The 5,998-nt window shown below is 70.5% G+C and carries 7 protein-coding genes; all 7 read left to right on the top strand.

Translation table 11 applies throughout. The features are described 5' to 3' along the window. Positions 1-820: 2-phospho-L-lactate transferase CofD family protein (locus tag ABWK99_RS12445; RefSeq protein WP_372595022.1), on the top strand; the 820-nt coding region annotated here is incomplete at its 5' end. Between the two features lie 4 nt (positions 821-824). Further along, positions 825-1,805 carry a DNA-binding protein WhiA gene (gene whiA / locus ABWK99_RS12440; protein ID WP_372595021.1) on the top strand — a complete coding sequence of 327 codons (981 nt, stop codon included), beginning with the start codon at positions 825-827 and terminating at the stop codon, positions 1,803-1,805. 308 nt (positions 1,806-2,113) lie between these two features. Beyond that, complete coding sequence (gene gap, locus ABWK99_RS12435; protein WP_372595020.1) at positions 2,114-3,118, top strand: type I glyceraldehyde-3-phosphate dehydrogenase; 1,005 nt, start codon at positions 2,114-2,116, stop codon at positions 3,116-3,118. A gap of 116 nt (positions 3,119-3,234) precedes the next feature. Then, on the top strand, positions 3,235-4,425 hold the full coding sequence (gene pgk / locus ABWK99_RS12430) for a phosphoglycerate kinase (RefSeq protein ID WP_372595019.1): 1,191 nt from the start codon (positions 3,235-3,237) through the stop codon (positions 4,423-4,425). A 3-nt stretch (positions 4,426-4,428) separates the two neighbouring features. Next, a complete protein-coding gene (tpiA, locus tag ABWK99_RS12425; protein ID WP_372595018.1) occupies positions 4,429-5,223 on the top strand; it encodes a triose-phosphate isomerase in 795 nt (264 codons plus the stop codon). Positions 5,224-5,363: 140 nt separating this feature from the next. Beyond that, on the top strand, positions 5,364-5,609 hold the full coding sequence (gene secG, locus ABWK99_RS12420; RefSeq protein ID WP_372595017.1) for a preprotein translocase subunit SecG: 246 nt from the start codon (positions 5,364-5,366) through the stop codon (positions 5,607-5,609). A 13-nt stretch (positions 5,610-5,622) separates the two neighbouring features. Then, on the top strand, positions 5,623-5,970 hold the full coding sequence (locus ABWK99_RS12415; RefSeq protein WP_372595016.1) for an RNA polymerase-binding protein RbpA: 348 nt from the start codon (positions 5,623-5,625) through the stop codon (positions 5,968-5,970). Positions 5,971-5,998: the final 28 nt, after the last annotated feature.

The raw sequence follows: 5,998 nt of genomic DNA, 5'->3' as shown, positions 1-5,998 counted from the left end.
GCTCGACGTCCTCCCACCAGGGGACCTGAGGATGGCCCTCGCGGCCCTGTGCGACGACACCGACTGGGGTCACACCTGGCGCGACGTGCTCCAGCACCGTTTCCACTCCCAGGGCCCGCTCGACCAGCACGCGGTGGGCAACCTGCTCATCGTCGCCCTGTGGGAGCTGCTCGGTGATCCCGTCGCCGGGCTCGACTGGGTGGGGCGGCTCCTCGGCGCGCGAGGGCGGGTGCTGCCGATGTCGCAGAGCCCCCTCGAGATCGAGGCCGACATCCTCCTCGACGGCATCGAGACCCTCGTCAAGGGTCAGTCGGCCGTCGCGAGCGCCCGCGGCGAGGTCCTGGCGATCCGGTTGAAGCCCGAGCGGCCGCCCGCCTGTCCCGAGGCGGTCGAGGCCATCCAGCAGGCCGACTGGGTGATCCTCGGTCCGGGCTCCTGGTTCACCTCCGTGCTGCCGCACGTGCGGGTCCCGGAGCTGTACGAGTCCTTGCGCACGACCCCCGCCCATCGGTGCGTGACGTTGAACCTCCGCCCGGCGGACGACCCGACGGCCATGACGAACCTGCAGCACCTGCACGCCCTCGCGACCCACGCGCCGGACCTGCACGTCGACGTGGTGATCGCCGACCCGTCGGCCGTCGTGCACCTCGACGAGCTCTCCGCGCTGGCGGACTCGATGGGCGCGCAGCTCGTGCTGAGGCAGGTCCACGCGGGCGACGGCACGGCCCGGCATGACGCACTGCGCCTCGCGGCGGCATATCGTGACGCCTTCGAGGGCGCCTGGGGCGACCTGGGGGGCACACGGGGGATGGCAGGATGACGACATGGCGTTGACGGCACAGGTGAAGGACGAGCTCGCCCGACTGACCGTCGACAAGACGTCGCAGCGCAAGGCGGAGGTCTCCGCGATGCTGCGGTTCGCCGGCGGGCTGCACATCATCGCGGGACGGATCGTCATCGAGGCAGAGCTCGACACCGCCGTGGTCGCGCGTCGTCTCCGGCTCGCCATCTCCGAGGTCTACGGGCACTCGAGCGACATCGTCGTGGTGACCGGGTCCGGGCTGCGCAAGGGCACCCGGTACGTCGTCCGGGTCGTCAAGGACGGCGAGTCCCTCGCCCGGCAGACGGGTCTCCTGGACAACCGCGGACGGCCCGTGCGCGGCCTGCCCCCGCAGGTCGTCTCGGCAGGTGTGGGTGAGGCGGAGGCCGCCTGGCGCGGTGCCTTCCTCGCCCACGGCTCGCTGACCGAGCCGGGCCGCTCGGCAGCCCTCGAGGTGACCTGCCCGGGCGCAGAGGCGGCGCTCGCGCTCGTCGGGGCGGCACGTCGGCTCGGCATCGCCGCCAAGGCCCGTGAGGTGCGCGGGGTGGACCGGGTGGTCATCCGCGACGGGGACGCCATCGGGGCGATGCTCACGCGGCTCGGCGCCCACGACGCGGTGATGGTCTGGGAGGAGCGGCGGATGCGCCGCGAGGTCCGCGGGACCGCGAACCGGCTGGCCAACTTCGACGACGCCAACCTGCGGCGCTCGGCCCGCGCTGCGGTCGCCGCCGGTGCCCGCGTGCAGCGGGCGTTCGAGATCCTCGGCGAGGACCTCCCCGAGCACCTGCGTGAGGCGGGCCAGCTCCGGCTCCAGCATCGTGAGGCGTCCCTCGAGGAGCTCGGCCAGCTGGCCGACCCGCCGCTGACCAAGGACGCCGTCGCCGGCCGGATCCGGCGGCTTCTCGCCACGGCGGACAAGCGGGCCGTCGAGCTCGGGATCCCCGACACCGAGGCGGGCCTGAGCCCGGACCTGCTCGACGTCTGAGGGTGGTGCGCGCGCTGCGGCCGGACCCGGCTGCGTGGGGGAGTGACACGCCCGGGATCCCGTGCCTGCCGTCCGGGGTCGCGTCCGCGCGCCCGCACGAGGAGGCGGGCATTCGCCCGTTGACCAGCACGGTCGCGTCCGGTCCCGCTGGACGAACGTCCTGCTGCAAAGAGATGTCCAACGTGTAACGTAGGTCTCACCCGGAGCCCGCGAGTTCCTGCGGCTGCGCCCGGGGCGTACAGCGCCGTACGTACACCGTTCATGACCCAGCTGCGTGTCGGCGAACCGGCGCGCTCCGAGGAGGCACTGTGACCATCCGCGTCGGTATCAACGGCTTCGGCCGCATCGGACGTAACTTCTACCGGGCCATCATCGCGTCCGGCGCCGACATCGAGATCGTCGGTGTGAACGACCTCACGGACAACAAGACCCTCGCTCACCTGCTCAAGTACGACACCGTGCTGGGCCGCTTCCCGATGAGCGTCGACTACGACGACGACAACATCATCGTCGACGGCAAGAACATCCGTGCGCTGGCCGAGCGTGACCCGGCCAACCTCCCGTGGGCCGAGCTCGGCGCCGACATCGTCATCGAGTCGACCGGCTTCTTCACGGACGCCACCAAGGCCCAGGCGCACATCACCGCCGGTGCCAAGAAGGTCATCATCTCCGCTCCGGCGAAGAACGAGGACGCGACCTTCGTCATGGGTGTCAACCACACCCAGTACGACGCCGCCGTGCACAACATCATCTCCAACGCGTCCTGCACGACGAACTGCCTCGCCCCCATGGCCAAGGCGATCAACGACGCGATCGGCATCGAGAGTGGTCTGATGACCACGATCCACGCCTACACGGGTGACCAGAACCTCCAGGACGGCCCCCACAAGGACCTCCGCCGCGCCCGCGCCGCCGCGCAGAACATCGTCCCCACCTCGACCGGTGCCGCGAAGGCTGTCGCCCTCGTGCTCCCCGAGCTCAAGGGCAAGCTCGACGGCTTCGCGATGCGCGTGCCGACGATCACCGGCTCGGCCACGGACCTGACCTTCAAGGCCTCGCGTGCCGTCACGGTCGAGGAGGTCAACGCTGCGGTCAAGGCCGCCGCCGACGGCCCCCTCAAGGGCGTCCTGTCCTACGTCGAGGACGACATCGTCTCGAGCGACATCGTCACCGACCCGCACCAGAGCATCTTCGACTCCAAGCTGACCAAGGTCAGCGGGGACCTGGTCAAGGTCGTCGCCTGGTACGACAACGAGTGGGGCTACTCCAGCAGCCTCGTCGCGCTGACCTCGTACGTGGGCGAGCGTCTCTGACCCTCGGCCGTACGAGCAACTGCTCATGACCGACGTCCGCGTACTCGGTGACCCACGGGTCGTCCGGGTGCGCGGACGTCGCCATGTCCGCCCCTGACACCATCCGAAGGACAGCCATGAAGACCATCGAGGACCTCGGCGACCTGCGCGGCAAGCGCGTGCTCGTCCGCTCCGACTTCAACGTTCCGCTCGACGGCACGACCATCACCGACGACGGCCGGATCCGCGCGGCCCTGCCGACGCTGACCCGCCTGCTCGACGGCGGCGCTCGCGTCATCGTCACCGCCCACCTGGGCCGCCCCAAGGGCGCCCCGGAGGACAAGTACTCCCTGGCCCCCGTCGCGGCCCGCCTCGGCGAGCTGCTCGGCACGCCCGTCGCCCTGGCGAAGGACGTCGTCGGCGAGTCGGCCAAGGCAACGGTCGCTGCCCTCGAGGACGGTCAGGTCGCCCTGCTCGAGAACATCCGCTTCGACGCCCGCGAGACGTCCAAGGACGACGCCGTCCGCGGCGAGCTCGCCGACGAGCTGGCCGCCATGGCCGACGCCTTCGTGTCCGACGGCTTCGGCGTCGTGCACCGCAAGCAGGCGTCCGTCTACGACATCGCGCTCCGCCTTCCCCACGCTGCGGGCACCCTGGTGCTCGGCGAGGTCTCGGCCCTGCGCAAGGCCGTCGAGGACCCGGAGCGTCCCTACGTCGTCGTGCTCGGTGGCTCGAAGGTCTCCGACAAGCTGGGCGTCATCGCGAACCTGCTGACCAAGGCGGACAAGCTGCTCATCGGCGGCGGCATGGTCTTCACCTTCCTCAAGGCCCAGGGCCACGAGGTCGGCTCCTCGCTGCTCGAGGAGGACCAGGTCGAGACGGTCAAGGGCTACCTCGCCAAGGCCGCCGAGTCCGGTGTCGAGATCATCCTCCCGGTCGACATCGTCGCCGCGGACACCTTCGCCGCCGACTCCCCGTTCGTGACCGTCGACGCCTCGGCGATCCCGGCCGACAAGATGGGCCTGGACATCGGCCCCCGCTCCGGCGAGCTCTTCCGCGAGGCCATCCTCAGCGCGAAGACCATCGCCTGGAACGGCCCGATGGGTGTCTTCGAGTTCCCGGCCTTCGCCGACGGCACCCGCGCGGTTGCCCAGGCCCTGGTCGACACCGATGGCTTCTCGATCGTCGGCGGTGGCGACTCCGCCGCTGCCGTCCGCCGACTCGGCTTCGACGAGGCCGGCTTCGGCCACATCTCGACCGGCGGTGGCGCGAGCCTCGAGCTGCTCGAGGGCAAGACCCTTCCCGGCATCGCAGTTCTGGAGGACTGAGCCATGACGAGCCGTACCCCGCTGATGGCGGGCAACTGGAAGATGAACCTGGACCACCAGCAGGCCACGCACACCGTGCAGAAGCTCGCCTGGAGCCTGAAGGACGCGAAGCACGACTACTCCGCGGTCGAGGTCTCCGTCCTGGTCCCCTTCACCGACCTCCGGTCGGTCCAGACCCTGGTCGACGCCGACAAGCTCGAGCTGAGCTACGGCGCGCAGGACGTGTCCGCTCACCTCGAGGGCGCGTACACCGGCGAGATCTCGCCGGTCATGCTCGCCAAGCTCGGCGTGACCTACGTGGCGGTCGGCCACTCGGAGCGTCGCCAGTACCACGGCGAGGACGACGCCCTGTGCGCCGCCAAGGTGCAGTCGGCCTTCAGCCAGGGCCTGACGCCGATCCTGTGCGTCGGTGAGGGGCTGGACATCCGCAAGGCGGGCGAGCAGGTGCCCTACACGCTCGCGCAGGTCGAGGGCGGGCTCGCGGGCCTGCCGGCCGAGCTGGCCGCGAAGGTCGTCATCGCGTACGAGCCCGTCTGGGCCATCGGCACCGGTGAGGTCGCGACCCCCGAGGACGCGCAGGAGGTCTGCGAGGCGATCCGCACCAAGCTCGCCGAGCTGTACTCGGCCGAGCTCGCTGCCGGCGTCCGCGTGCTGTACGGCGGCTCGGTGAAGTCCGGCAACGTCGCGTCGATCATGGCGAAGCCTGATGTCGACGGGGCGCTCGTCGGTGGCGCGAGCCTCGACCCGGAGGAGTTCGCGAAGATCGCGCGCTACCAGTCCCACCAGGTCGGTCTGTGATCTGAGGTGGTTCCCGAGGCCCCGTCGGAGTGATCCGGCGGGGCCCCGGTTCACCGGGTTCGTCCGATCACGGCTCGGTCACCTATCCTTACGGGGGCGCGGTTCGCGCCCCCGGTGTCGAACGAGGGACGTATCAGCTCGTGGAAGCGTTGCAGCTCGTCTTGCAGATCCTGCTCATCATCACGAGCTTTCTCGTGATCGTCCTGGTGCTGCTGCACAAGGGCAAGGGCGGCGGACTCTCCGACATGTTCGGAGGCGGCATCTCCAGCGGGGCCGGGAGCTCCGGAGTCGCCGAGCGGAACCTCAACCGGATCACCATCGGCCTCGTGCTGCTGTGGACGGCCGTGGTCGTCCTGCTCGGCCTGATCCAGCGCGTCAGCGGCTGAGAAGGAGACGGTCATGGCGAGCGGAAGCGCTATTCGCGGATCACGTGTCGGTGCCGGCCCGATGGGCGAGGCCGAGCGCGGGGACTCCGCGCCCCGGGTGTGGGTGTCCTACTGGTGCGCCCACGGCCACGAGACCAGGCCGTCCTTCGCGGAGGACGCGAACACCGAGGTCCCCGAGACCTGGGACTGTCCCCGCTGCGGGTTCCCCGCCGGCCAGGACAAGGAGAACCCTCCCTCGCCGACGCGCAACGAGCCCTACAAGACGCACCTCGCCTACGTGAAGGAGCGTCGCTCCGACGAGGACGGCCAGGCCATCCTCGACGAGGCGCTGGCGGCGCTGCGGGCCAAGCGCGGCGGCTGAGCGGTCCGCGCACAGACATCGAGAAGGG

This window comes from Actinotalea sp., assembly GCF_041597215.1.
In the GTDB taxonomy this organism is placed as follows: domain Bacteria; phylum Actinomycetota; class Actinomycetes; order Actinomycetales; family Cellulomonadaceae; genus Actinotalea.
The sequence above is the reverse complement of the archived record's forward strand: the minus strand, read 5'-3'. Positions and strand labels throughout refer to the sequence as shown.

Coding starts and splice junctions, on each gene's coding strand:
- ABWK99_RS12415 (WP_372595016.1), top strand. CDS start 5,623: ATGGCGAGCGGAAGCGCTATTCGCGGATCACGTGTCGGTGCCGGCCCG.
- whiA (WP_372595021.1), top strand. CDS start 825: ATGGCGTTGACGGCACAGGTGAAGGACGAGCTCGCCCGACTGACCGTC.
- tpiA (WP_372595018.1), top strand. CDS start 4,429: ATGACGAGCCGTACCCCGCTGATGGCGGGCAACTGGAAGATGAACCTG.
- pgk (WP_372595019.1), top strand. CDS start 3,235: ATGAAGACCATCGAGGACCTCGGCGACCTGCGCGGCAAGCGCGTGCTC.